This window comes from Alsobacter sp. SYSU BS001988, from assembly GCF_054796215.1.
In genome coordinates, this window is record NZ_JBTAMK010000009.1 from 95376 (window position 1) to 119655 (window position 24280).

Here is a 24280-nt window from a genome sequence, read left to right on the forward strand (position 1 = left end):
GAGGTCAGCCCTTTCCGGCTCCGACGAACAGGCGATCGAGCCCGAAGATACGGTCCAGCGCGAGCAGCATCAGCGCGGTGAGGGCGATGAGGCAGGCCGAGACCGAGGCGATCAGCGGGTCGATGTTGTCCTGGATGTAGAGGAACATGCGCACGGGCAGCGTGACCGTGGCGGGAGAGGCGACGAAGACCGTCATCGTGACTTCGTCGAACGAGTTGATGAAGGCCAGCATCCACCCGGAGACGACGCCGGGCAGGATCAGGGGCAGCGTGACGCGGCGGAACACCGTGGCCGGACCGGCGCCGAGCGAGACCGCCGCATGTTCGATGCGGGCGTCGATCCCGTAGGAGGCCGCCAGAACGAGGCGCAGCGCGAAGGGGATGACGACGATCACGTGGCTGAGCGCCAGCCCTGTGAAGGAGCCGGCCAGCCCGACCTGCGTGAAAAAGCGCAGGAAGGCGATGCCGAGCACCACGTGCGGCACCATCAGCGGCGACAGGAACAGCGCCGTCAGGGCCTCCCGGCCCGGAAAGCGGTAGCGCGCGATGGCCAGGGCCGCCGGGACGGACAGCATGATCGCGATGGTCGAGGACAGCGCCGCCAGCCACAGGCTCGACCAGAACGCGCGCAGGAACTCCGGATAGGCCAGGATCTGCCGGAACCAGCGCAGGCTGAAGCCATTCGTGGGCAGCGACAGATAGCCTTCCGGCGTGAAGGCGACGGCGCACACGATGGCGAGCGGCGCCAGCATGAAGGTCACGAAGGCGAGGTGGAAGGCGACCGCGAGGGGACCGTTGCGGGTCATTCGAACACCTGCGCATAGCGGCGTTCGATCAGCCGGTTGGAGCCCACGATGATGGCCACGAGCGCCACGAGCAGGAGCGTCGCCACCGCGGCGCCGAGCGGCCAGTTCAGCGTGTTGAGGAACTCGTCATAGGCCAGCGTCGCCGCCACCTTGAGGCGACGGCCGCCGATGATGGCCGGGGACGCGAAGGCGCTCGCCGCCAGGGCGAAGACGATCACCGAGCCGGACAGGATTCCGGGGACGATCTGCGGCAGGACCACGCGCCGCCACGTCGTCAGCGTCGAGGCGCCCAGCGAACCGGCCGCGTTCTCAACCTGCGGATCGAGGCGCTGCAGCGCCGCCCAGACCGCCAGCACCATGAACGGCGCCAGGACGTGGGTGAGCGTCACCACCACGCCGGTCTCGGTGAACATGAAAGGCAGGGGCGCGCTGATCGCGCCGATCCTCATGAGCCCCTGGTTCACGACGCCGGTCGAGCCGAACAGCAGCGCCCAGCCCAGCGTCCGCGCCACGACCGAGACCAGCAGCGGACCGAGGATCGCCAGCAGCGACACGCTGCGCCAGCCGGGGCTCATGCGGTTCAGCACATAGGCCTCCGGCACCCCGATCGCGATCGACGCCAGCGTGACCAGGATCGCGATGCGGAAGGTGCGAAGGAAGACCTGGAGGAAATAGTCGTCGGCCGTCATTTCGCGCCAGTTCTTCAGCGTGAACTCCGGCACGATGCCCTTGTACTGCCCCCAGTCGTAGAAGGAGAGCAGCACCGTCATGGCGAGCGGAATCAGCACCAGGCCGAGAAAGACAAGGGCGGTGGGTCCGGCCAGCCAGTAAGGCGTGAGAGGCGCCCGCTCCTTCACGACGCGCCTCCGGCCGGAAGGATCGCCGCGTCCCCGGCGGCGAAGGTGAGCGTGACGCGCTGGCCCTCGGCCGGAACCGGCGATCCGTCATTGGGCCGCACGAGCGTCACGGGGCCGGCTTCGGTGTCGATCTGCAGGAGCCAGTGCAGGCCCTGGAAGACCCGGATCTTCACCGTCCCGGAGATGCCAGGTCCGGAGGTGAGCGACAGGCGCTCCGGCCGCACCGCGATGGTGTGAGGCCCGGGCGCGGCGCCGGCGGGAGCCGGCGCCCTGAAGCCGCCCACCGTGATGACGGGCCCGTCGGCGCCCCGCGCGACGGCGCCGGCCAACAGATTGGTCTTGCCCAGGAAGTTCGCCACGAAGGCGGAGGCCGGGCGGGCATAGGCGTCGTCGGGCCGCGCGACCTGCTCCACCCGGCCCTTGTTCATCACCACGATGCGGTCCGAAAGCGCCATGGCTTCGGACTGGTCGTGCGTGACCAGGATGGTGGTGGCGCCGCTGATCCGCTGGATGGAGCGCAGCTCGATCTGCATCTCCTCGCGAAGCTTGGCGTCCAGATTGGACAGCGGCTCGTCCAGCAGCAGGATCGAGGGCTTGATCACCAGCGCGCGCGCCAGCGCCACGCGCTGCTGCTGGCCGCCGGACATCCGCTTGGGGTAGCGGTCCGCATAGCCGGCGAGGCCGACCAGGGCCAGCGCCTCGGCCACCCGTCGGTCGCGCTCGGCGCGGCTGACGTCGCGCATCTCCAGGCCGAAGGCGACGTTTTCGGCCGCCGTCATGTGCGGGAAGAGCGCGTAGCTCTGGAACACGATTCCAAGCCCGCGCCGGTTGGGCTTCACCTTGTTCAGTTCGGCCCCGTCGAGCATGACGCGGCCGGCCGTCGGCTCCACGAAGCCGGCGATCATCTGCAAAGTGGTGGTCTTGCCGCAACCCGACGGGCCCAGGAGCGAGATGAACTCCCCCTTGTCGACCGCAAGTTCGAGCGCCTCCACAGCGACATGGTCGCCGTAGCGCTTGGTCAGTCCCTCAAGGGAGATATAGGCCATGCGGGGACCGTCCGGTTCCGTGTCGCGTCGGGGGAGGGGGCCGCGGCCGAAGCCGCAGCGATCAGCGCTCGATCTCGCGGTTCCAGCGCTTGGTCCACTCCTCGCGCTTGGCGTTCACGACGTCCCAGTCGACCGCCTTCAGCGTCTTGGCCAGGTCGCCATAGGGCAGGCCCTTCTGGTCCTCGGGCGCCAGCTTGACGGTCATGTTGGCGGGACCCGTGCCGGCGCCCCTGGCGAGCGCGACCTGGATCTCGGGCGAGAGCAGGTGCTGCACGAAGGCGTTGGCCTCCTTCTCGTTCTTCGAGCCGGCGACCGGACAGGCGGCCGTGCCGAGGGCGTAGCCGCCTTCCTTCGGGTAGACGAACTCCACCGGGAAGCCCGTGTCGGCGAAGGCCTTGACACGGCCCGAGCCCCAGACCGCGAACACCGCCTGGCCGTTCTGGAACAGCTCGGTCATCTTGGCGGGGGAGGGCTCATAGGCGAGCACGTTCGCGTTGATCTGCTCCTTGAAGGCCTTGAAGCCGGGCTCGATGTCCTTCTCGCCGCCGCCGCCCAGCTGCGCCTCCGCGATTAGCGCGTGCAGGCCATAGGTGTTGTTGATCGGCGGAATGACGATCTTCTGCTTGAACTTGGGATCCTTCAGGTCCGCCCATGAACTCGGGATCGGCTGCTTGCTCTCCTCGAAGGCCTTCTTGTTGACCATGAAGCCGGTGGCCACCATGCCGATGCCGACCGCCTTGTTGGAGGAGAACTTCATCACCGGCGCCACGTCCTTGTAGACGTCGCCCGGGGCCAGTTCGCCGCAGAAGCCCAGCGAGACCGCCTGGTAGGCGGGACCGTCGTCGACGATGATCACGTCGATCTGCTGGTTGCCTTTCTGGGCCTGCAGCTTGGCGAGGGTGTCGGTGGAGTTTCCGGCCACATACTCGATCTTGACGCCGGACTTGGCCTCGAAGGGCGGGATGATGTCCTTGCGCATGGCCTGCTCGTAGGAGCCGCCATACCCCGCCACATAGAGCGTCTTCTGTTGCGCCAGCGCCTGGCCTGACGCCAGCGCCGTAGAGGCCAAAAGCAGCCCCGCCCAAACGTTCTTCATCAAGACCCTCCTGTGGCGACCGAAACCAGGGCCAGCTTGGACGGCGCGCGACCAGGGGGTCAAATCGAATGATTGCGGCAGCCCATAACGGAATGTTATGGGCTGCCCATGCTCAACCCGCGCCAGATCGAGGCCTTCAGGGCCGTCATCGTCATGGGAAGCGTGACGGGCGCGTCGCAGGCGCTCAACGTCACCCAGCCCGCCGTCACCCGGCTGATCCACGATCTCCAGCGCAGTCTGGGCCTGCCCCTCTTCGTCCGCCGCGGGTCGCGGCTCGTGCCCACCGAGGAGGCGCTGGCGCTCTATCGCGAGGTCGAGCGGCAATTCGTGGGCCTGGACCGCATCGCCCGCGCCGCACGCGACCTTCGGGAAGGCCGGGCCGGCACGCTGCGCATCGCCGCGCTCCCGGCCTTCAGCGTGGGCTTCATGCCGCGTGCGGTCGGAGAGTTCATGGTCGAGCGGCCCGAGCTCGACGTGGCGCTACGGCAGCATCTCCTCGCAGGTCGTGGACTGGATCGCGTCCGGCTTTTGCGAGGTCGGGTTCGTCCAGACCCCGATCGAATCCGCCCATCTGGACATCGAGCCCCTGGTCTCGGCGCCGGCCGTGGCGGTGCTGCCTGCCGGCCATCCCCTGTGCGCCAAGACCGTCCTCGAGCCCGCGGACTTCGCCGGCGAGCGGTTCGTCTCCCTCGAGAACAGCACGCAGCTGCGCTACCGCATCGACGCCGTGTTCTCCCAGGCGCGGATCTCGCGCCAGTCGCGCGCCGAGACGCCGCTCTCCATGATCGCCTGCGCGATGGTCGCGGCCGGAGCGGGCCTGAGCATCGTCGACCCCTTCACGGCCGCCGAATATGACAGGCGCGGCGTGGAGATCCGGCCTTTCCGGCCCCATATCCATCTGGACGTGGCTTGCATCTGGTCCGCTCGGCGCTCCAGGTCCGGCATCGCCCGGCAATTCGTGAGCTTCGTCACAGGCAAGCTCGCGAGCTTCGCCGACGTCGAGCCCTGACGACGGGATCGCTCGGCAGCCGTTCGCGGGCGGCTAGTGGGAGAGCCGCTCCTTGTCGAGCTTCAGCGTCACGACGGCGCCTTCGACGGCCCAGTCGACTGCGAGGGATCCCCCAAGCTGGCCGACCACGCTGGATCTCAGCAGCCGGCTGCCGAAGCCCGGCGCGTCCTTGGGGGCCGCCACCGCCGGACCGCCCCGCTCCATCCACACGACCGAGATCATGGGGTCCGTGTCGGTGCAGGAAATGTCCAAGGTCCCGCTGTCGGAGGACAGGCAGCCATATTTGACGGAGTTGGTGGCCAGCTCGTGGACGATCAGCGCCAGGCTCGTCGCCGCCCTCTCGCCCACGCCCATGCGCGGCACGGCCACGCGGATGCGGCCGCTGAACGCTCCCAGGTCGTCGTAAGGCGCCAGCAGGATCGAGATGAGATCGCCCAGGAGGGCCGCCGATCCCTGCTGGCCCGGCAAGGGCCTGACCATGTCATGGGCCCGCCCGAGCGCAGCCAGCCTGGCGGTCAGCTCCCGCGCCATGTCGACGGGCGTCTTGGCCGACTGCGACGTGAGCCGGGTCAGGCCGGACGCGATGGCGAGCAGATTCTTGACGCGGTGGCTCATCTCGCCGGCCAAAAGCTCGCTGCCTTCTTCGGCCTGCTTGCGTCCGGTCACATCGAGGAAGATGCCGAACATCACCCGGCCCACCATGCCGATGTCCTCGCCCTGGCCCCGGGCCGAGATCCATCGCACGACGTCGCCCACGAGGATCCTGAAGTCGATCTCGTAGTGGCCCAGGACGGCTCTCGTCGCGGAAAACGCCGCTCTCACCCGGTCGCGGTCGGCCGGGTGGATGTGGGCGGAGAGATCCTCGAAGGTGACGTGGCTGGTCGGCTGCACGCCCCACAGCGTATAGGCCCGGTCGTCCATGGTGAGGCGGTCGGTGTCGACGTTCCACGACCAGAGGGCGATGCCTGCGGCGTCGACAGCCAGCCGGAGATGTCGGGCGTCCCAGGCCCCGGGCGACCAGGGAGACTCGTCGCGCGTCACGGAGCGACAGCCGGAAGTTGATTCCACATCGCCCATCCTTCATCCGAAGAAACGCACAACTAGCACAATTGGTGCGCGAAGGTCAGGTTCCTGAGCGACACGCCGGGACAGGGGTCAGCCGCACGGCCCCGGCATGGCCCGGGCGTGCGCTCGGCGTCGGCTTTGATCGCCCGGACGGCCGCCAGTAGTCTCGACCCGGCCGGAAGCATCGGCGGACCGCCTGCTTGCGCTGAAGCGCCGAGCGTGCGCAGACGTGGAAGGGAGCGGCAGCCGTGATGAAAGAGACGAATTCCCGGCAAGTCGAGGGGGCTCCGGATGCGAGCCTTTCGCGTCATATCCTGCCGACCTCCGGCACGATGATCGGCATCTGCACCACGCTGGTCGGCCTGGTGAAGATCATCGAAGCGAGAACCGGCCCGAGCAGCGTGGACGAACTGGCCGCTCTGACCTCGCTCCTGTTCCTGGCGAGCGCCGTCATGTCCTACGCCTCGATTCGAACAGGCAGACCCCACCGGCTCGGCGAGCGGCTGGAGCGGGCCGCCGACGTCTGCTTCATGGTCGGGCTCGTGAGCGTCGTCGCGATCGCAGCCTTCTTCGCCTATGAGGTGCTCTAGCGTCCTGCTCCCGCGTGGCAGGGTTGCCGCCGGCTAGGAGGGCGTATTTGATGAGCGCCCTTCGGATCGGACGGCGCACAGGAGATCGCCATGGCCTATCAACCGCTCGCTGAGCGCTATGAGAGCGGGATGCGGTACAACCGCGTGGGCCGCAGCGGGCTCATGCTGCCGGCGATCTCGCTCGGCCTTTGGCACAATTTCGGCCATGACCAGCCGCAGGACCGGGCGCGCGCGATCTGCCGCAAGGCGTTCGACCTCGGCGTCACGCATTTCGACCTGGCCAACAATTACGGTCCGCCTCCCGGCTCGGCCGAGGCCCATTTCGGCGAGATCCTGCGGACCGACTTCGCCGGACTCCGCGACGAGCTGATCATCTCCACCAAGGCCGGCTACCGCATGTGGCCCGGCCCCTATGGCGAATGGGGCAGCCGCAAATACCTGATCTCCAGCCTGGACCAGAGCCTGAAGCGGCTGGGCGTCGACTATGTGGACATCTTCTATTCCCACCGCTTCGACCCGGATACGCCTCTGGAGGAGACCATGGGCGCCCTCGACGCCGTGGTACGCCAGGGGAAGGCGCTCTATGTGGGGCTCTCATCCTACAACTCGCAGCGCTTTCGCGATGCCGTCCGCATCCTCCGGGACCTCGGAACGCCCTGCCTGATCCACCAGCCCAGCTACTCGCTGATCAACCGCTGGATCGAGGACGACGGCTTGCTGGACACGCTCGAGCAGGAGGGGGTCGGCTGCATCGCGTTCTCGCCGCTGGCCCAGGGCCTGCTCACAGGCAAGTACCTGAACGGCGTGCCGGAGGACAGCCGGGCCGCGGCGGGCAAATCCTTGCGGCCGGCTTTTCTCACGCCGGAGAACATCGAGAGGGCGCGGGCGCTCGACGCGATCGCGCGGCGGCGCGGACAGACGCTGGCCCAGATGGCGCTGGCCTGGGTGCTGCGCGGCGGGCGGGTCACGTCCGCCCTCATCGGCGCGAGTCGGCCGGAACAGGTGCAGGATTGCGTGGCCGCGCTTCGCCATCCCGACTTCACGGCGGACGAGCTCGCCGAGATCGACCGCTACGCCGTGGAAGGCGGCGTCAATCTGTGGGCCGCGTCGGCGGAACGCTCGGGTCCGCAGCGCTGAGCCGCGCGATCAGCGCCGGCGGGTGCTGTCCCGCGCGACGATCTCGGCGGGCAGGCGCACGTCCCGGGCCGGAGGGCTCCGGCCCTCGATCAGGTCGACCAGCATGGCGGCGGCGCGGGCGCCGATCTCGCCGCGCGCCTGGCGCACGGTGGTGAGGGCCGGGTTGTAGGCCCCGGCGAACTCGATGTCGTCGAAACCCGCCACCGAAACGTCGCCGGGGACCGACAGGCCTGCCCCGACAAAGGCGCGGATAACGCCCATCGCCATCGCGTCGTTGCAGGCGAACACGGCGTCCGGCCTCGAGGGAAGCGCCAGAAGGGCTCGGGCCGCGGCTTCCCCCGCCGCGATGGAGAAGTCGCCGGGCCGGACCAGGGCGTCGTCCATGGTCAGGCCGTGGGCCGATAGGGCGTCGCTGTAGCCGGCGAAGCGGTCGTGCTCCAGCACGTTCGCGGCCGGCCCGCGCACATAGGCGATGCGGCGGTGGCCCTCGGCGATCAGGCGCTCCGTCATGGCCCGGGCGGCTTCTCGGTTGGCTGTTTCGACATGGGGCAGGCCGGACCCGGGGATGCGCTCGCAGAGGCTGACGGTGGGCACGACGATCTGGGCCCCGTCCGGCTTGGACAGCAGCCGGCCATTGAGCAGAAGCAGCCCGTCGACGCGCCCGGCGCGGACGAAATCGGCATGGTCCCGCTCCCGGGCGGGGTCGTTGCCGGTGTCGGCGATGATCAGGCTGTAGCCGGCCGAGCGCAGCAGGTCGGAGATGCCGTGAAGCACCTGCGAGAAGAAGATGTTGGACACGTCCGGCACGACCGCGAGCACGGCGTGCGTGCGGCTGGTGCGCAGGTTCCGGGCCGCGACGTTGAGCACATAGCCGGTCTCGCGGACGGCCTTCATCACCGCTTCGCGGGTCTTGGCCTTCACCTGGTCCGGGCTGGCGAGGGCGCGGCTGACCGTGGCGGTGGACACGCCGGCCCGCTGCGCCACGTCCCGGATCTTCGGTCGCGCCACCCGCTCGTCCATCCTCCGCCCCAGCCCTTCACGCAAGCCGCCGACAGTCCGCGACCTCGGCCGAGGCGCTTGACACGCGCCTCTCATATGGCACTCTAGAAAAAAATGTAATCGATTACAAATCGAAACGCGCCGCATGCAAGACGGCGTCCTGGGAGGAAGCAGCCATGGTTTTCAAGTCGCGGGATCGGCGTGCGCCGACCACTCTCCTCACCGCCCTGGCGTTGGCCGGGGCCGCGTTTTCGGCGCAGCCGGCCGCAGCGCAGGAGCTCAAGGCCGAGGTGATCCACTGGTGGACCTCGGGCGGCGAGTCCGCCGCCGTCAAGGTCTTCGCCGAGCAGTTCAAGAAGGCCGGCGGGACCTGGGTCGACACCGCCATCGCGGGCGGGGCCAACGCCCGCACCGCCGCGATCAACCGCACCGTCGGCGGCACGCCGCCCACCATGATGCAGTTCAACACCGGCAAGCAGTTCGACGAGCTGGTCGAGAACGACCTTCTGAACGACGTCGAAGCGATCGCGAACGAGCAGAAGTGGAAGGACAAGATACCCGGTCCGATCCTGGCGGCCACCACGCGCAACGGCAAGATGTTCGCCGTGCCGGTCAACATCCACGGCCAGAACTGGCTGTTCTACAACACGGACGTGCTCAAGAAGGTCGGGGCGGATGAGCCCAAGACCTGGGACGACATCATCCCGATCCTCGACAAGATCAAGGCCGCCGGCCTGATCCCGCTCGCCTTCAGCGGCCAGAAGACCTGGGAGCGCAACCTCTTCAACGCGGTGCTGATCGGGCAGGGCGGGCCGGACCTGTGGATGGCCGTGTACGGCAAGAGAGATGCGTCCGCCGTGAAGAGCCCGGCCTTCAAGTCCGTGGCCGAGACCTACGGCAAGCTGCGCAACTATGTCGATCCGGGCGCGCCCGGCCGCAACTGGAACGACGCGTCGGCGCTGGTGATCCAGGGCAAGGCGGGCTTCCAGGTCAACGGCGACTGGGCCAAGGGCGAGTTCATCGCCGCCGGCCAGACGGCCGGCAAGGAATATGGCTGCACCATCCTGAGCAAGGCCGGCGGCGGCTACGTGATGGGCGGCGACGTCTTCGCCTTCCCGAAGACCAAGGACCCGGCCGCTCAGAAGGCTCAGGTGGTCTTGGCCAAGATGATGCTGGAGCCCGAGACCCAGATCGCGTTCAACACCAAGAAGGGCTCGATCCCGGTCAGGACGGATGTGGACGTCAGCTCGATGGACGTCTGCGCCCAGAAGGGCGCCAAGATGGCCGCCGACAAGACCCAGCAGGCGCCCGCCATGGAGCTGCTGACGCCGCCTTCGGTGACCGGCGCGGTGGAGGACGTGATCTCCTCCTACTGGAACACGCCGGGCCAGAGCACCGACCAATTCGCGGACAAGTTCGCGGCGGCCCTGAAGCAGATCTGAACCGCCGCACCCCGGCCCGCCACGCATGCGGGCCGGATCCCTGCCGTTCGCTCCGGGCGCCCGGCGCCGTGGGAGGACCGCCATGCGCGTGATCAGGCCTCGCCTCGCGTCCCGCTTCGCCGCCCTGCTGGGGCTGACCCCGGCGCTGGCGATCCTGCTGGTCGTCTATGTGGGCTGCACGGCCTGGACGATCTGGATCTCGATGACGTCCTCCCGGATGCTGCCGAGCTCCAACTTCGTCGGGCTGCGCCAGTATGAGGCGCTGTTCGCGAACGAGCGCTGGCAGGTCTCGGTCGGCAATCTGGCGGTGTTCGGCGTGCTGTTCATGCTGGTCAGCATCGCGCTCGGCTTCCTGCTCGCGGTGGCGATCGACCAGCGCGTCCGGGGCGAAAACCTGCTGCGCTCGATCTTCCTCTACCCGTTCTCGATGTCCTTCATCGTCACCGGCCTTGTTTGGCAGTGGCTGCTGAACCCCACCTTCGGCATCGAGAAGATGGGCCGGGACCTCGGGTTCGCCGACTTCCGTTTCGACTGGATCGTGCGCCAGGACATGGTGATCTACACGCTCGTCTTCGCGGCCGTGTGGCACGCGGCCGGGCTCGTGATGGCGATCATGCTGGCGGGCCTTCGCGGCATCGACGAGGACATCTGGAAGGCGGCCCGCATCGATGGCTTGCCGCCCTGGCGGGTCTACCTCTCGGTGGTCATCCCGATGCTGGGCGCGAGTTTCGCGACCGCATCCGTGCTGCTCGCCACCAGCGTGGTGCGGCTCTACGACCTCTCTGTCGCGATGACCAATGGCGGCCCGGGGGTCGCCTCCGAGGTGCCGGCCAAGTTCGTCATGGACCACCTGTTCGAGCGCGGCAATCTCGGTTTGGCGACGGCGGCCGCGACTTCCATGCTGATCACCGTCGCGGCCGTGGTCGGGCCCTGGCTCTATTGGCAGAGCCGCCGGACCGGGAGGGCGCACGCATGACCGCGCCCGCCGAGAGCATGCGCCCGGCCTGGCCGGATTCGTCTACCGCCCCGCGAGCCCTGGAGCCCAGCGGCGCGCGGCCACGGCGGCTCACGCCCGCCCGGGTCGGGCTCTACGCCTTCCTGGCCATCACGGCGCTGTTCTTCCTGACGCCGCTCTACGTCATGGTCGTCACTTCGCTGAAGGACATGAGCGAGATCCGCTCTGGCGCGATCCTGTCCCTGCCGCAGGCGCCCACGGTCGAGCCCTGGATCAAGGCCTGGTCGTCCGCCTGCACGGGCCTCAGCTGCAACGGCATCAGCGTCGGCTTCTTCAACTCGGTGGCGATCCTCGTGCCGTCCGTCATCGCCTCCATCGCGGTGGGAGCGCTCACCGGCTATGCGCTGTCCTTCTGGCGCGTGAAGGGCGCGGGCGTCCTGTTCGGCGCCCTAATGATCGTGGCCTTCGTGCCCTACCAGATCTTCATCTACCCGCTGGTGCGCGTCTTCGCCTTCGCGGGCATCAACAACTCGATCCCCGGCATCGTCATCATCCACACCATCTTCGGCCTGCCGACGATGACGCTCCTCTTCCGCAACTACTTCGTCTCGCTGCCGATCGAGCTGTTCAAGGCTGCGCGCGTCGACGGCGCGGGCTTCTTCCGCATCTTCTGGTCCGTGATGCTGCCCATGGCGACGCCCATGCTGATCGTCGCCGTGATCCTGCAGGTCACCGGCATCTGGAACGACTTCATCCTCGGCCTCGTCTTCGCCGGGCGCGAGAACCTGCCCATGACCGTGCAGCTCAACAACATCGTCAATTCGACCCAGGGCGAGCGCGCCTACAATGTCGACATGGCCGCCACCATCCTGACGGCGCTCGTTCCCCTGGTCGTCTATTTCGCGTCCGGACGCTGGTTCGTCCGCGGCATCGCCTCCGGCGCGGTGAAAGGCTGACCATGAGCAAACGCTGCGACGTGTCCATCCGGGGTGTCGAGATCTCGTTCGGCTCCGTCCGCGTGCTGGAGAAGCTCGACCTCGAAGTCGCGCAATCCGAGTTCCTGGTGCTGCTCGGCCCGTCCGGCTGCGGGAAATCGACGCTGCTGAACGCCATCGCCGGGCTGATCGACGTGCAGGCCGGCCAGATCTGGATCGGCGGACGCAACGTCACCTGGGAGGAGCCCAAGGACCGGGACATCGCGATGGTGTTCCAATCCTACGCGCTCTACCCGCGCATGACGGTGCGCGGCAACATGTCCTTCGGCCTCAAGGTCGCGGGCATGCCGGCCGCCGAGATCGAGAAGCGCGTCTCGGCCGCCGCCTCGATGCTCAAGATCACCGAACTGCTGGATCGGCGTCCCGCCGAGCTCTCGGGCGGCCAGCGCCAGCGCGTCGCCATCGGCCGGGCGCTGGTGCGCGACGCCGGCGTCTACCTCTTCGACGAGCCGCTCTCGAACCTCGACGCGCAGCTCCGGGCCGAGCTCAGAGTCGAGATCAAGAGACTGCACCATCGCCTTGCAGCGACGATGATTTACGTCACGCACGACCAGATCGAGGCGCTCACGCTGGCGGACCGTATCGCCGTCATGAAGGACCGCGTGATCCAGCAGCTCGGCACGCCGAACGAGATCTATCGTCGCCCGGCCAACCGTTTCGTGGCCTCCTTCGTGGGCTCCCCCGCCATGAGCTTCGTGCCGGGCTCCTACGAGGTGCGCGACGGCTTGCCCTGGTTCCAGGCCGAGGGCGTCGCGGCGCCGTTGCAGGGCTACGGCTTCGCTGACCGCCTCCAGCCCGGAGCGCCGATCGAGCTCGGCGTCAGGCCCGAGCATGTCGAGCCCGGCCTCGAACTCAACGCCACGGTCGAGATGGTGGAGCCGATGGGGTCGGACCAGCTCGCCTGGCTGCGCCTCGGCAAGCATCCCGTTTCCATGCGCCTGCCCGCCGAGGCTGCCGCCGCGCCCGGCGCGCCCATGCCGATCCGCCTGCCGCCCGACAAGTTGAACCTGTTCGACGCCGCCTCCGGCCGGCGCCTCTGATTTTCCTGATAGGACATCCCTGATGACGCCCCTCGACGGCCTTTCCTTCCAGCTTTACTCGGCCCGCATGATGGAGCCGCTGGATGCCCAGTTCGAACTGCTCGCCGGCCTCGGCTACACCAAGGTCGAGCCCTATGGCGGCCTGCTCGGCGACCCTGACCGGCTGAAAGCGCAGCTTTCTGAGCACGGCATGACGGCGCCGAGCTGCCATGTCGGCATGGACCGCCTTCGCGCCGACCCGGTCGCCACCGTGAAGCTCTGCCGCGGGCTCGGCATCGAGACGATCTACGCGCCCGCGCCGCCTCCGGGCGAGCGCGACGGCGGGGAGGCGGAGTGGACGGCCCTCGGCCGCGAACTGAACCGCATCTCCAAGGCCGTGACCGGCGAGGGGATGCGCTTCGGCTGGCACAACCATCATTGGGAGTTCGCCAAGGCGCCGGATGGGCGGCCTTTCATTCACATCATGCTCGAGGAGGCGCCCGAGATGCTGTGGGAGGCCGACCTTGCCTGGATCGTGCGGGGCGGCGCCGATCCGATCGCCGAGGTGAAGCGCTATGCCGGACGGGTCGAGGCCGTGCACGTCAAGGACATCGCCCCGCAAGGCCAGTGCGCCGACGAGGACGGCTGGGCCGATCCCGGCCACGGCGTGCTGGACTGGAGCGCGCTCGTGCCGGTGCTGAAGGAGATCGGCGTGAAGCTTTATGTGGCCGAGCATGACAAGCCCAACGACGTGGCCCGCTTCGCCCGCCGGGCGATGACCACCGTCGCGGCGTGGCGCTGAGGAGAACACCCATGCGGGAGCTTGGAATCGGCGTCGTCGGCTGCGGCGTCATCTCGACCATCTACATGCAGAACATGCCGTCGTTCCGGGGCGTGCGGCTCGTCGCCTGCGCGGACCTCGCGCCGGAGCTGGCCCGCTCGCAGGCGGAAAAGTTCGGCGCGCGCGCGCTGACCATCGATGCGCTGATGCGTGACCCCGAGGTCGACATCGTCCTGAACCTCACGCCGCCCAACGCGCATTTCGAGGTGAGCCATGCGGCGCTTACGGCCGGCAAGCACGTCTTCACCGAAAAGCCGCTCTGCGTCTCGGCCGAGGACGGCCGCCGTCTCGTGCGCGAGGCCGACGCGCGCGGCCTGAAGCTCGGCTGCGCGCCCGACACCTTCCTGGGCGCCGGCGGCAGGCTTGCGCGCGAGACCATCGACAGCGGAAAGGTCGGCCGGATCCTGGCCGGCTCGTGCTTCCTGATGTCCCATGGCATGGAGCACTGGCATCCGAACCCCGAGTTCTTCTTCAAGCCCGGCGGCGGGCCCATCCTGGACATCGGGCCCTATTATCTCGGCGCCCTGTGCAACCTGCTCGGGCCCGTCGAGAGCGTGCAGGCGCTTTCGTCGACAGGCTTCGCTGAGCGGATCGTGTCGGCCGACGGGCCGCGCAAGGGCGACCGGATCAAGGTGGAGACGCCCACCACCGTGATGGCGCTGCTGCGCTTCGTTGCGGGCGCCGACATCGTCCTGTCGATGAGCTGGGACGTGTGGAAGCACGGGCACCCACCTATCGAGCTCTACGGTACGGAAGGCTCTTTCAGGGCGCCCGACCCGAACTTCTTTGGCGGCGTCGTGGAGGTGACGGCGCGCGGCGAGGACTGGCAGGTGCTGGATTCCTCCTCGCGGCTCTACGGCAAGCCGAACTGGCGCTCGCCGAACTGGGCGCCGAGCCTGCCGGACCGGGCGAACTACCGCTGCCTCGGCATCGCGGACCTCGCCAGCGCGGTGTTGCACGGCACGCCGCACCGCTCCTCCGGCGCCTTCGCGTCGCATGTGCTCGACGTGATGCACGCGATCCTGCAGGCCGGCGAGGGCGGCGGCGCGGTGCGCATCGAATCGCGGATCGAGCGGCCGGCGCCGCTCACCGACGAAGAGGCGGCGTCCTATTGGCGCGGCCAGGCGGCCTGAGGAGGAACGAGATGCCAGCCACCATGAAAGGGCCTGCGATCTTCCTGGCCCAGTTCGCGGGCGACGATGCGCCCTTCAACAGCTTCGACGCCATCTGCGGCTGGGCCGCCGGGCTCGGCTACAAGGGCGTGCAGATTCCCACCTTCGATCCGCGGATGATCGACCTCGACAAGGCGGCCGAGTCGCAAACCTATTGCGACGAGATCGCGGGCGTGGCTGCGAGCCACGGCCTGGCCATCACGGAGCTGTCCACGCATCTGCAGGGCCAGCTCGTGGCCGTGCATCCGGCCTATGATGAGGCCTTTGACGCTTTTGCGCCCGCCGCGCTGCGCGGCAAGCCCAAGGAGCGGCAGGAATGGGCGGTGGACCAGATGCTCAAGGCCGCCCGGGCGTCCCGCCGGCTCGGCCTCACCGGCAGCGTGAGCTTCACGGGCGCGCTGGCCTGGCCCTTCCTGTATCCCTGGCCGCAGCGACCGCCCGGCCTGATCGAGACCGCCTTCGCGGAACTCGGCCGGCGCTGGAAGCCCATCCTCGACGCCTATGAGGAGGCGGGCGTGGACCTCTGCTACGAGATCCACCCCGGCGAGGACGTGTTCGACGGCGCGACCTTCGAGATGTTCCTGGAGGCGACGGGCAATCACCCGCGCTGCGCCATCAATTACGACCCCTCGCACTTCCTGCTGCAGCAGCTGGACTACCTCGCCTTCATCGACATCTACGCCGACCGGATCCGGGCCTTCCACGTGAAAGACGCCGAGTTCAACGCGTCGGGCAGGCAGGGCGTCTATTCGGGCTTCCAGCCGTGGCTGAACCGGGCCGGGCGTTTCCGCTCGCTGGGCGACGGGCAGGTCGACTTCAGGGCGATCTTCTCCCGCCTCGCCGCCATCGGCTACGACCGCTGGGCCGTGCTGGAGTGGGAGTGCTGCCTGAAGAACGCCGAGGACGGCGCCCGGGAAGGCGCGGGGTTCATCCGCGACCACATCATCCGGGTGACCGACAAGGCCTTCGACGACTTCGCCGGCGGCGCGGCCGATCCCGCGCAGGCGCGGCGCATGCTCGGGCTGGGGAGGGACTGATGGCGCAGCATCGCATCCGCCTCGGCATGGTCGGCGGCGGGGAGGGGGCCTTCATCGGCGCCGTCCACCGCATCGCCGCCCGCCTCGACAACCGATACGAGCTGGTCGCCGGCGCCCTTTCGTCCACGCCCGACAAGGCGCTGCGCTCCGCCCAGGCGCTCGGGCTGGCGGCCGATCGCTCCTACCCGGACTTCGCCACGATGGCGCGGGCGGAGGCGGCGCGGCCGGACGGGATCGAGGCCGTCGCGATCGTGACGCCAAACCACATGCACGCGCCCGCCGCCGAGGCCTTCCTCGACGCCGGGATCCACGTGATCTGCGACAAGCCGCTCACCGCGACGCTGGAGGAGGCGCGGCGCCTGCGCGACAAGGCCCGCGCCAGCGATCGCATCTTCGCGGTGACCTACAATTATTCGGGTTACCCGCTCGTCCGCCACGCCCGCGCGATGGTGCGCGACGGCGAGCTTGGCGCGATCCGGGTGATCCAGGTCGAGTACCCGCAGGAATGGCTCTCCACGCCGCTCGAGCAGACCGGCCAGAAGCAGGCGGACTGGCGCACCGATCCGGCCCGCTCGGGCGCGGGCGGCTGCATCGGTGACATCGGCACCCACGCCTACCAGCTCGCCCATTTCGTCAGCGGGCTCGCGCCCGCGCAGGTGCTCGCGGAGGTGACCACCTTCGTGCCGGGCCGGCGGCTGGACGACAACGTCCAGGCGCTGTTGCGCTACGCCGGGGGCGCGCGCGGCGCGATCTGGGCCAGTCAGGTCGCGCCCGGCAACGACAATGGCCTGCGCCTGCGCATCTTCGGCGAGAAGGGCGGGATCGACTGGCGCCAGGACGAGCCCAACCGCCTCACCTGGGCGCCCTTGGGCGAAGCGCCGCGCCTGATCGGGCGGGGGACCGCGGCCATGAACGCCGACGGCCAGCGCGTCAACCGCATCCCGGCCGGCCACCCGGAAGGCTATCTGGAAGCCTTCGCGACGCTCTACTCGGAGGTGGCCGACGCCATCCTGGCCAAGCGCTCAGGGACGGCGCTCGACCCGGCCGTCACCTTCCCGACGATCGCGGATGGCTTCGCAGGGGTGGCGTTCGTCGATGCGGCGCTGCGCTCCAGCGCGGCCGGCGGAGTCTGGGTGGAGCCTGAGCGCTGAGGCGATGCGCCGGCGCCCGTGCGCGCCAAACTGCGACGACCATGCGAAGTCGCGGCGGCGTCGGGCCGTCCCCGTCGCTCGTGGTGAAGGGCGTACGATCTGATGGCGGTGGTTCGGGATGCGCGAGGCGAGCGCCGGCAGCCGGTCCGGCCCGCACCGTCTTCGGGCGTCCCGGCGCGCCTCTACGCGGCGCGAGCCGTCCGCGATTTCGGCGACGGATTCGTAGCCGTGCTGTCGCCCGTGTACCTGACCGTGCTGGGCCTTGGCGCGCTGGAGATCGGCGTCGTGGCCACGGCGGCGTTGCTGGGCTCGGCGGCGACGACCCTGGCCATCGGCTGGCTCGGCGGGCGGCATGACCAGCGCGCGCTCCTAGTTATGGCGTCCGCCCTGATGGGGGCCACCGGCCTCGCCGTCATGGGGGCCGAAACCTTTCCGGTGTTCCTGGTCATCGCCTTCGCGGGGACGGCCAACCCGTCCGCCGGCAGCGTCAGCATCTTCGTTCCGCTGGAGCACGCCGCTCTGTCCCACGCGGTGCAGGATGAGGAGCGCACGGCGGCTTTCGCCCGTTACAGCCTCGTGGGCGCGCTTGCGGGCGCGCTGGGCGGCTTCGCCGCGGCCGCCCCGGACGCGATGGCGTCGCTGGGCGTCTCGACCCTGACGGCGCTCAAGGCCATGTTCTTCGCCTATGCGGGGCTCGGTCTCGTCGCCGCCCTGATCTACCGCGGGATGCCCTCCGCCGCGGCGGGCGAGCCGCGCAAGGCGAGCGCCCCCCTCGGTCCCTCGAAGGGCGTCGTCTATCGGCTGGCCGCCGTGTTTTGCATCGATTCCTTCGCCGGCGGCTTCGCCGTGCAGTCGCTGCTGGCGCTGTGGCTGTTCAACCGCTTTGGGCTGTCGCTTTCGCAGGCGGGGTTCTTCTTCCTGTGGTCAGGCGTGCTGGCGGCCTTCTCATTCCCGGTGGCGTCCTGGCTCGCGGGCCGCATCGGGCTCGTCAACACGATGGTGTTCACCCATATCCCATCGAGCCTGTGCCTGGTCGGGGCGGCGCTTTCGCCCAACCTCGACCTGGCGCTGGCGCTCTTGCTGGTGCGCTCGGCCTTGTCGCAGATGGACGTGCCGACCCGCTCGTCCTACGTGATGGCCGTGGTGACGCCGCCCGAGCGCGCGGCGGCGGCGAGCGTCACCTCCGTCCCGCGCAGCCTCGCCTCGGCCGCCAGCCCGGCGCTCGCCGGGGCCCTTTACGCGGCCGGCTACGAGGCCTGGCCTTTCGTGATCTGCGGGACTCTGAAGATCGCCTACGACCTGCTTTTGCTGTGGATGTTCCGCCATGTGCGCCCGCCGGAAGAGTCGTGACGGACTCGGAGGCTGAGCCTCGAGGACGACCGCAGCTATCTCCGGACATCACGCGGCCCCCGCGCGCGGGCGGCGGAACCGTCCGCTCCAGGCGTGCGTCGGGCGCCGCCGCGCTGCTGCGACGGACCCGCCGCCGGAGGAGGGGATTGCGCCCATTCTCGGTGAACGTAGGAGCTCATGAACGCGCCTCCGGCGCTCGGCGTGCTCGCAGGTTCCGATTGGGCGAGCGAACCGGTCCAGAGCATGGCGACGATCAGAACGAGAAGGCGCAAGGTGCGTCTGCGCATGCGGCGCTCCCCCTATCGCGACGAGTCCGGCCAGGCGATGGCGCGTCCAGGCGCATTCTTCGACGATCCGCCGGCTCGCCCCTCTCCTCACGAGCCTGCTGCGCGGTGGCCGCGTCTGGGTCGGATGCGGAGGGAACGACAGGCCCGGCGAAGGCTCGCGCCTCGAAATGGACCCACGAACAGTTGGCGAATGGGCGACGATGGGCGCCAGTATCTTACTGTAACTAACCTCCGCCGCGCTGACGGCGGTGGTAGCAGGAGGCACGCCAGCGCTGCGGCCCCGGGACAACGCGGCCGTCACGTGGCGCCCTTTGCAACAGACGAAAGGCAGCCCCGTGTCCGTCGCCGTCAACCCAGCCGCCCCGCATGACCTTCCGGTTTTCATCACGGGTCCGGGGGAGACCGACCTGCTCATGGTGGGAACCGGGATCTTCCTCCTCTTCGCCGTGCTTGGGGTCGGGCTGCTGTTCCTGCGCATCCACACGCTGCCGGAGCGCATGGCTCACAAGTCCCAGAAGCTGCAATTCGAGATCGTGGCCGTGCTGGGCCTCCTGGCTCTGTTCACGCACGAGCACATCTTCTGGGTGGCGGGGCTCCTGCTGGCCCTGGTCGACCTTCCCGACTGGGGGTCGCCGCTTCGGCGGATGGCCGGTTCGCTGGAGAAGATGGCCGGGATCGCTCCGGATTCCGGGGCGGACGCCGCCGACGCGGTCGAGCGCAAGGGCGTTCCGGAGATCCACGCTCCCATCGACGACCGGGAGCGGGTCGGGGAACGGCCCCTCAAGCATGCGGAGGGCTGAGACATGCTCGAACTCATTCTCTGTTCGCTGCTGACCATCTTCCCGGACTACCTGTACAGACGGTTCGCGCAGGGCAAGCGGCTCGGCAAGGAGATCAACCTCTTCTCCGTGTGGTTCGAGCTGCGCTGGGGCCTCGTCGGCTGCCTGATGCTGACGATCGCGCTGATCACGACCGTCTTCTACAACCATCCGGCCACCACCAACGTGACCGCCTTCTTCCGCACGGTGCCCATCGTGCCTGAGGCCAACGGACGCGTGGCGGAGATCTTCATCAAGGGCAGCGAGGAGGTGAAGAAGGGCTCGCCCATCTTCCGGCTCGACAACTCCCGCCAGCAAGCCGAGGCAGAGACCGCGCGGCGCAAGGTGGCCGAGATCGACGCCCAGTTCGTGATGGCGCAGGCGGACCTGGCCGCAGCGGAAGGCCAGATCACGCAGGCGCAGGGCGCCTATGATCAGGCCCTCGACGAATTGCGCACGAAGCAGGAGCTCAACCGCCGGAACGCGGACATCGTGGCGCGGCGCGAGATCGAGAAGCTGCAAACCCTTGTCGATACCCGTCAAGGCGGGGTCGATGCGGCCCAGGCGGCCAAGAAAGCCGTCGAGACGCGCGTGTCCACGCTCCTGCCGGCCCAGAAGGCGAGCGCCGAGGCCGCGCTGGCCCAGGCGGACGTGGAGCTGAGCAAGACGGTGATCCGCGCCGGCGTCAGCGGCCGCGTCGAGCAGTTCGCGCTGCAGGTGGGCGATATCGTCAACCCGTTCATGCGCCCCGCTGGCGTGCTCATCCCTGAAGGCGCGGGCCGACGGTCGCTTTATGCGGGCTTTGGACAGATCGAGGCCCAGGTGATCCGGCCCGGCATGGTGGCCGAGGCCTCCTGCATCTCCAAGCCCTGGACCATCATTCCGATGGTGGTCACGGACGTGCAGGACTATATCGCGGCCGGACAGTTCCGCGGCGGGGAGCAGCTCATCGACGCCCAGCAGGTCGCCAAGCCGGGGACCATGCTCGTGCGCCTCGATCCGCTCTACGAGAACGGCCTCGCGGACGTCACGCCGGGCAGCAGCTGCGTGGCGAACGCCTATACGAGCCATCACGAGGAGCTGAAGAACGGCGAGCTGGGCTCGTTCCAGCGGTTCGTTCTCCACGGCCTGGACGCCGTCGGGCTCGTCCATGCGCTCCTGCTGCGCATCCAGGCCCTGATCCTGCCGATCAAGAGCCTGATCTTCAGCGGCGGCCACTGAGTCCCGTCGGCCGCCGCCCGAGGCAGGCGCGATCGACTGCGAAGCCGCACGAGCCCGGCCGCGCTGCGGCCGGCGTTCTCCCTTGTCAGAGCAGAAGAGGACCTGGGTGGACGGGCGCCCTTGGGCGCAGCCGCGCCAGGCCGTCGTGGCGGCTGCCGCGACGACCGCGCTCAGGTCTTGGCGCCCTTGTCGGTACGCCTCTTTGCGCGACCCAGATGTTCGTCCGCGTGCTTCACGTAGTCCCTGAGCTCGCCCACGAGCTCGGCCACGAGCCGATCGCACTCCGCCAGGGCGGCGGCGTTTTCGGGCGTGTGCGGGAGGGTTTCCGAAAGTCGGATCACCTCCTCGAGGTCATCGCAGAGGGTCTGGAACTCGGGGCTGTGCGCGAAGAGCTCCGCGGCGCGGCGCTCCGCGCCGAAGGCCGCTGCGATCGCGACGATCCTCTTGTGCATGGCGGCTCGCTAGAGGCGTTCCAGTTGATCAAGACAGCATGCGGCCTCGCGCGCGAACCTTGGAGTATCTTACCGTAGGAGGCGGCGCCGAGCGCCGGACCGAGCCGCCTGGTCCGGTCGCCGCCCAGGCGCAACAGTAAGATACTTCCCGCTCATTCCCGGCCCGAAGATCCTTCCAGCCTGCGTGCGGCATCCTTTTCGGCATGCCGCCTCACCCGCTAGAGGGAGGCACTCATGGCCACGGCGGCGCCCCGCATCGACCAGTTCTTTGTCCTTCACGCCACGCGCAACGACCGCTGGCAGGCCGTGGCCGACCAGGCGCGGGAATGGTGCGCAGGGGGGCAGCGCCCGGACGGACTGGTCGGGGCCGTCGACGAACTCGCCGTCCTGGAGCAGTTTCACGCCATCCCCGGAAGCCCGACGGTCGAGCGCCTGCGCGGATTGATCGAATCCGGAGATTCCGACGAAGCGGCCCGCCTCGCGCGCCATGTCGCCGAAGTCCTCATGCTGGGCCGTGGCTCGGATCTCGCCGACGAGTGGGAGGCCGAGGAAGACGCCGTCCTCGCCGACATCGTGCCCAGCGTCGTCGCGCCCGGCGAAGGGCGGCGGCCCTATTTCGAAGTGCTGTACGTCACGGGCCAGGAGGAGCCGCGCTGGAAGGCGCTGCGGGGCCAGGTCCGGCGCCTGCGCCGGCGCGAAGACCAATTCGTCTATGAGCCGGTGTTCGTCGGTTCGGTCGAGGACGCGATCTGCGCGACCGTGATCAACCCGCGCCTCGCGGCCGTGGTGATGGGCGAGAACGTCACCCTGCATTCCCGCCATGACGCCCCCGTGATCCGCGAACTGCTGGAGCATGCGTCCTACGCGAAGACCGCCGGAGGAACGGGCCTCGAACTCGCCCGGGCCCTCAAGCGGATCCGGCCGGAGCTGGACCTCTACATGCTGTCGGGCCGCAATGTGGAGGCGATCGCGGGCGACCCGCAGGCGGATGTTCTGCGGCGTGTGTTCCACTCCATCGAGGAGCCGGTCGAGCTTCACCTGTCCATCCTGGAGGGCGTGGCGGCGCGCTATGAGACGCCCTTCTTCGACAACCTGAAGAAATACGCGCAGCGTCCCATCGCCACGTTCCATGCGCTGCCGATCGCGCGCGGCAAGTCGGTGTTCCAGTCGGACTGGATCCGCGACATGGGCGAGTTCTACGGCATGAACCTGTTCCTGGCGGAGAGCAGCGCCACCACGGGCGGCCTCGACAGCCTCCTGGAGCCGACCGGCAACATCAAGAAGGCGCAGGACATGGCGGCCCGGGCCTTCGGGGCCGACCACGTCTTCTTCGTCACCAACGGCACGTCCACCAGCAACAAGATGGTCGTGCAGGCGCTGGTCAGGCCGGGCGACGTCGTCATCGTCGATCGCAACTGCCACAAGTCGCACCACTACGGCCTGGTGCTCAGCGGCGGACAGCCGAGCTATGTCGAAGCCTTCCCGCTGACGCAGTACTCCATGTACGGCGCGGTTCCGCTCGCGGCGATCAAGAAGACCCTGCTCGATTTCCGCGACGACGGCCGCCTCGATCGCGTCCGCATGCTCGATCTGACGAACTGCACGTTCGACGGGCACATGTACAACACCCGGCGCGTGATGGAGGAGTGCCTCGCCATCAAGCCGGACCTGATCTTTCTGTGGGACGAGGCCTGGTCCGGCTTCGCGCACTGGTCGCCCTTCCTGCGCCCGCGCACGGCCATGGGCGCCGCGGCGGACCTCAAGGACTGGCTGGCGAGCCGCGAAGCGCTCGACGCCTACGAGCGCCAGCAGGCCGAGCTGGGCGCCGAGCCGTCGCGCGAGACGCTGATGGGGGCCCGCCTGGTCCCGGATCCCCGCAAGGTGCGGCTGCGCGTCTACCAGACCAACTCGACCCACAAGTCGATGTCCGCCATCCGCCAGGGCTCGATGGTGCTGGTGCGCGACGTCGACTTCCCGCACGTGGAGAGCCAGTTCCACGAGGCCATCTTCACCCACGCCTCGACGAGCCCGAACCAGCAGCTCATCGGCAGCCTCGACGTGGCGCGCCGGCAGATGGAGCTGGAAGGCTACGGCCTGGTCATGAACGCCATCACCATCGCGCTCAAGATCCGGCTGGCCGTCAACGGACACCCGCTCGTCTCCAAGTACTTCCGCGTGCTCGGGGCCGACGAGATGATACCGGAGCAGTTCCGCAACTCCGGCTTCGTCGACTACCTGTCGCCGGGCGTGAACTGGGGCAAAGTGCTCCAGGCCGTGCACGAGGACGAATTCTTCCTGGATCCCACCCGCATGACCCTTGTGTGCGGCACGGCCGGGTTCGACGGCACGAGCTTCAAAGGGCTGCTGGCCAACCGCTTCAACATCCAGGTCAACAAGACGTCCCGCAACTCCGTCCTGATCCAGTCCAACATCAACAACACCCGCAGCGACGTCGCGCTGCTGCTGCGTGTGCTGGTGCAGGTGTGCCGCGAACTGGAGGAGGGCGGCGGGACATCCACGGACGGGTTCAAGCGGAAGGTCCACAGCCTCATGACCGAAGTGCCGGACCTGCCGAATTTCAGCCGGTTCCACGACGCCTATCGCAAGGACGGCGGGGCCTCGACCACCGAGGGCGACATGAGGACGGCCTTCTTCGCCGCCTATCGCGAGGAGAACTGCGAGTTTGTCCCGCTCCGCAGCGCGGAGATCGACAAGCGGCTTGAGAGCGGCCCCGAACTGATCTCGGCGAACTTCGTGATCCCCTATCCGCCGGGGTTCCCGATCATGGTGCCTGGTCAGGTCCTCACCAAGGACGCCATCGCCTTCATGCGCAAGCTCGATGTCAAGGAGATCCACGGCTACGAGGCGGCCAGGGGGCTCAAGCTGCTCAAGCCCGACCGGCTGTGAGCGGTGCTGATCGTAGTTCTCGTATGAAC

Annotated in this window: 22 protein-coding genes and 1 pseudogene; 16 read left to right on the forward strand and 7 right to left on the reverse strand. The window is 68.7% G+C overall.

Annotation, left to right across the window (positions count from 1 at the left end; genetic code table 11):
* Positions 1-4: 4 nt before the first annotated feature.
* The 4 genes from ACYVO7_RS16950 to ACYVO7_RS16965 all read right to left on the reverse strand — a co-directional run bounded on the left by ACYVO7_RS16950 (position 5) and on the right by ACYVO7_RS16965 (position 3804).
* Positions 5-805 (reverse strand): ABC transporter permease, encoded by an 801-nt coding sequence (locus ACYVO7_RS16950; protein ID WP_460450982.1) that lies wholly within the window; start codon positions 803-805, stop codon positions 5-7.
* Positions 802-1662 (reverse strand): ABC transporter permease, encoded by an 861-nt coding sequence (locus ACYVO7_RS16955; protein WP_460450983.1) that lies wholly within the window; start codon positions 1660-1662, stop codon positions 802-804. Before ACYVO7_RS16955 ends, ACYVO7_RS16950 begins: the two co-directional genes overlap by 4 nt.
* Entirely contained in the window at positions 1659-2708 is a 1050-nt protein-coding gene (locus tag ACYVO7_RS16960; protein ID WP_460450984.1) for an ABC transporter ATP-binding protein, read from the reverse strand. The genes ACYVO7_RS16955 and ACYVO7_RS16960 overlap by 4 nt, the downstream gene beginning before the upstream one ends.
* A gap of 61 nt (positions 2709-2769) precedes the next feature.
* Positions 2770-3804 (reverse strand): ABC transporter substrate-binding protein, encoded by a 1035-nt coding sequence (locus ACYVO7_RS16965; RefSeq protein WP_460450985.1) that lies wholly within the window; start codon positions 3802-3804, stop codon positions 2770-2772.
* Between the two features lie 153 nt (positions 3805-3957).
* On the opposite strand from ACYVO7_RS16965, the pseudogene ACYVO7_RS16970 reads away from it, so the two are divergent.
* Both ACYVO7_RS16970 and ACYVO7_RS16975 read left to right on the forward strand, forming a co-directional pair.
* Positions 3958-4038: pseudogene (locus ACYVO7_RS16970) on the forward strand (helix-turn-helix domain-containing protein); the annotation flags it as partial.
* A gap of 199 nt (positions 4039-4237) precedes the next feature.
* On the forward strand, positions 4238-4813 hold the full coding sequence (locus tag ACYVO7_RS16975) for a LysR substrate-binding domain-containing protein (RefSeq protein WP_460450986.1): 576 nt from the start codon (positions 4238-4240) through the stop codon (positions 4811-4813).
* A 33-nt stretch (positions 4814-4846) separates the two neighbouring features.
* Here the strand turns inward: ACYVO7_RS16975 and ACYVO7_RS16980 are convergent, their stop codons facing one another.
* Positions 4847-5854, reverse strand: coding sequence for a sensor histidine kinase (locus ACYVO7_RS16980; protein ID WP_460450987.1), 1008 nt, complete (start codon positions 5852-5854; stop codon positions 4847-4849).
* 275 nt (positions 5855-6129) lie between these two features.
* Between ACYVO7_RS16980 and ACYVO7_RS16985 the strand changes: the two genes are divergently transcribed.
* Together ACYVO7_RS16985 and mgrA are read left to right on the forward strand one after the other, a co-directional pair.
* A complete protein-coding gene (locus ACYVO7_RS16985; RefSeq protein ID WP_460450988.1) occupies positions 6130-6468 on the forward strand; it encodes a hypothetical protein in 339 nt (112 codons plus the stop codon).
* 90 nt (positions 6469-6558) lie between these two features.
* Entirely contained in the window at positions 6559-7605 is a 1047-nt protein-coding gene (mgrA, locus tag ACYVO7_RS16990) for an L-glyceraldehyde 3-phosphate reductase (protein WP_460450989.1), read from the forward strand.
* A gap of 9 nt (positions 7606-7614) precedes the next feature.
* Here the strand turns inward: mgrA and ACYVO7_RS16995 are convergent, their stop codons facing one another.
* Positions 7615-8613: a LacI family DNA-binding transcriptional regulator gene (locus ACYVO7_RS16995; RefSeq protein ID WP_460450990.1), complete on the reverse strand. Its 999-nt coding sequence runs from the start codon at positions 8611-8613 to the stop codon at positions 7615-7617.
* 167 nt (positions 8614-8780) lie between these two features.
* Here ACYVO7_RS16995 and ACYVO7_RS17000 point away from each other — a divergent pair, with 167 nt between their 5' ends.
* The 11 genes from ACYVO7_RS17000 (at position 8781) to ACYVO7_RS17050 (ending at position 20892) form a co-directional block, all read left to right on the forward strand.
* A complete protein-coding gene (locus ACYVO7_RS17000) occupies positions 8781-10046 on the forward strand; it encodes an ABC transporter substrate-binding protein (RefSeq protein ID WP_460450991.1) in 1266 nt (421 codons plus the stop codon).
* 82 nt (positions 10047-10128) lie between these two features.
* Positions 10129-11022 (forward strand): carbohydrate ABC transporter permease, encoded by an 894-nt coding sequence (locus ACYVO7_RS17005; protein ID WP_460450992.1) that lies wholly within the window; start codon positions 10129-10131, stop codon positions 11020-11022.
* Between the two features lie 17 nt (positions 11023-11039).
* Positions 11040-11957, forward strand: a complete 918-nt coding sequence (locus tag ACYVO7_RS17010; RefSeq protein WP_460451061.1) for a carbohydrate ABC transporter permease — start codon at positions 11040-11042, stop codon at positions 11955-11957.
* Between the two features lie 2 nt (positions 11958-11959).
* Entirely contained in the window at positions 11960-13036 is a 1077-nt protein-coding gene (locus ACYVO7_RS17015; protein ID WP_460450993.1) for an ABC transporter ATP-binding protein, read from the forward strand.
* 22 nt (positions 13037-13058) lie between these two features.
* Positions 13059-13817: a sugar phosphate isomerase/epimerase family protein gene (locus ACYVO7_RS17020; protein ID WP_460450994.1), complete on the forward strand. Its 759-nt coding sequence runs from the start codon at positions 13059-13061 to the stop codon at positions 13815-13817.
* Positions 13818-13828: 11 nt separating this feature from the next.
* Positions 13829-14989, forward strand: a complete 1161-nt coding sequence (locus tag ACYVO7_RS17025; RefSeq protein ID WP_460450995.1) for a Gfo/Idh/MocA family protein — start codon at positions 13829-13831, stop codon at positions 14987-14989.
* An 11-nt stretch (positions 14990-15000) separates the two neighbouring features.
* Complete coding sequence (locus tag ACYVO7_RS17030; RefSeq protein WP_460450996.1) at positions 15001-16065, forward strand: sugar phosphate isomerase/epimerase family protein; 1065 nt, start codon at positions 15001-15003, stop codon at positions 16063-16065.
* Complete coding sequence (locus tag ACYVO7_RS17035) at positions 16065-17216, forward strand: Gfo/Idh/MocA family protein (protein WP_460450997.1); 1152 nt, start codon at positions 16065-16067, stop codon at positions 17214-17216. The genes ACYVO7_RS17030 and ACYVO7_RS17035 overlap by 1 nt, the downstream gene beginning before the upstream one ends.
* 102 nt (positions 17217-17318) lie before the next feature.
* A complete protein-coding gene (locus tag ACYVO7_RS17040; RefSeq protein WP_460450998.1) occupies positions 17319-18566 on the forward strand; it encodes an MFS transporter in 1248 nt (415 codons plus the stop codon).
* A gap of 622 nt (positions 18567-19188) precedes the next feature.
* Entirely contained in the window at positions 19189-19653 is a 465-nt protein-coding gene (locus ACYVO7_RS17045) for a hypothetical protein (protein ID WP_460450999.1), read from the forward strand.
* 3 nt (positions 19654-19656) lie between these two features.
* Positions 19657-20892 (forward strand): HlyD family secretion protein, encoded by a 1236-nt coding sequence (locus ACYVO7_RS17050; RefSeq protein ID WP_460451000.1) that lies wholly within the window; start codon positions 19657-19659, stop codon positions 20890-20892.
* A gap of 170 nt (positions 20893-21062) precedes the next feature.
* Here the strand turns inward: ACYVO7_RS17050 and ACYVO7_RS17055 are convergent, their stop codons facing one another.
* Positions 21063-21344, reverse strand: a complete 282-nt coding sequence (locus tag ACYVO7_RS17055; protein ID WP_460451001.1) for a hypothetical protein — start codon at positions 21342-21344, stop codon at positions 21063-21065.
* Positions 21345-21578: 234 nt separating this feature from the next.
* On the opposite strand from ACYVO7_RS17055, the gene ACYVO7_RS17060 reads away from it, so the two are divergent.
* Positions 21579-24251 carry a decarboxylase gene (locus ACYVO7_RS17060; RefSeq protein WP_460451002.1) on the forward strand — a complete coding sequence of 891 codons (2673 nt, stop codon included), beginning with the start codon at positions 21579-21581 and terminating at the stop codon, positions 24249-24251.
* Positions 24252-24280 lie beyond the last annotated feature (29 nt).